A 1,462-nucleotide genomic window follows, 5' to 3' on the forward strand; every position below is an offset into this window, starting at 1 on the left:
TGGCGAAGGCGGAACGGGAGGGGCAACTGCGCGAGCGCATCCGCTTTCTGTCCCGGGCCGCGCTGCTGGTGGTCGATGAGATCGGCTACCTGCCGGTCACACCCGGTGGCGGCAATCTGTTCTTCCAGTTGGTCAACGCCCGCTATGAGAAAGGCGCCATGATCCTGACCTCCAACCGCGGATTTGCGGAGTGGGGCGAGGTTTTTGGCGATCCCGTTGTGGCCACGGCACTTTTGGATCGCCTTCTTCACCATGCGGTTGTGATCCAGATTGAGGGCTCGAGCTACCGTTTGCGTCAGCATGCCGAGCTTGTTCCCGAGCACGTGCGTTCGAAAGCCCTGATCACGCCGCCGCCGGCACCAAAGCGCCGCGGCCGACCACCCGGAGGGACATCGATGGATCACTCAACCGGCTGATCACCGGAGACGTCCCCGCCCATCAGTTAGGGAAAATCGAAGGCCCACAAATGCGGAAGCTTCAACGCCCGTAGACAACTTCTTTTTTGAACGCCGCCTGCACGGCTGGATGACCCTTCGGGTGCGAAGGCCGGGTCTTCTGCCGCGACAGGTTCAGCCGCTTGAGCAGGCACGAGAGCCCCCATTCGCTGTAGCTCACCCCATAAGTTCGCTCGACATAGTCACACAGATCGACCAGGCGCCAGGCACTGACCCCATCGCGCTCGGGCTCCGGCCCGCGCAGGATGTGGGCCTTCAGGGCCGCCTGTTGTCTGCCGCTGAGCTGCTCCGGGCGACCGGAGCGATGGCGGTCATGCAGAGCGTCAGGTCCCTCAGTATTGAAGCGCTGGATGGCATCGTGCAGAGCCTGACGCTCCATGCCGGTCAGCCGCGCCACTTCGGCCCGGGTCATGCCTTCCAAGGCATTGGCGATCGCCAGCAACCGCAGGGCGGCCCGACAATCCTTCTCGCGGACGGCCCGCGTGCGCAGATCTGATGGCGAGTAGTCCTGACGGATCGGGAGCCCGGCCATGCTGATCCCCATCAACAGCGCCCCCGGCGGTCAATGAATCACGTCACGCTCGCCATCGCAAATGCGAGTCAGCAATTCTCTGGACGGGTATTAAAGCGGTGTTACGGTGAGTCTATCTAGTTGTCTGGATGCGAGACCTCCTTGGCATGAGCGACAACCTGGAGGGCTTGAGGCAATACGTCTGGATCGGGCGGCTTCGCGTGCCGATTGGCCAACTTCGGCTCGGCGGCCAGGCGGCTGTGCACAACCTCATCCGGTGATCGCCCCTTCAGCACGCGTTGCCGTCTTCTGTTGTAGGCCTGGTTGAAGCCCTTGAGCAGCGTTTCAAGATCCTGATGGCTATAGATCGTGATCCCCAGCACCTCACGCTGCACCCGGCTGTTGAAGCGCTCCACGAAACCATTATCGGGCATGATGCTTGCGGTGCCTTATGCGTCCATCTGCTTTCTTCCGGAAGCGGTGCTATGGTGAGCCC

The 1,462-nt window shown here is 62.2% G+C and carries 2 protein-coding genes and 1 pseudogene; 1 reads left to right on the forward strand and 2 read right to left on the reverse strand.

Annotation, left to right across the window (positions count from 1 at the left end; genetic code table 11):
• The coding region (locus tag DRB19_RS29510; RefSeq protein ID WP_162815965.1) for an ATP-binding protein at positions 1 to 416 on the forward strand (416 nt) is incomplete at its 5' end.
• Positions 417 to 477: 61 nt separating this feature from the next.
• On the opposite strand, the gene DRB19_RS29515 is transcribed toward DRB19_RS29510, so the two are convergent.
• Together DRB19_RS29515 and DRB19_RS29520 are read right to left on the reverse strand one after the other, a co-directional pair.
• The gene (locus DRB19_RS29515) at positions 478 to 987 is read right to left on the reverse strand and encodes a winged helix-turn-helix domain-containing protein (RefSeq protein WP_162815966.1); all 510 of its coding nucleotides are present in this window, start codon (positions 985 to 987) and stop codon (positions 478 to 480) included.
• 116 nt (positions 988 to 1,103) lie between these two features.
• Positions 1,104 to 1,391: pseudogene (locus DRB19_RS29520) on the reverse strand (IS481 family transposase); the annotation flags it as partial.
• Positions 1,392 to 1,462 lie beyond the last annotated feature (71 nt).

It is taken from the genome of Microvirga aerophila, from assembly GCF_003332305.1.
GTDB lineage: Bacteria > Pseudomonadota > Alphaproteobacteria > Rhizobiales > Beijerinckiaceae > Microvirga > Microvirga aerophila.

Excerpts from the sequence above, each read along its gene's own strand:
- DRB19_RS29515 (WP_162815966.1), bottom strand. The coding sequence starts at position 987 with ATGGCCGGGCTCCCGATCCGTCAGGACTACTCGCCATCAGATCTGCGC.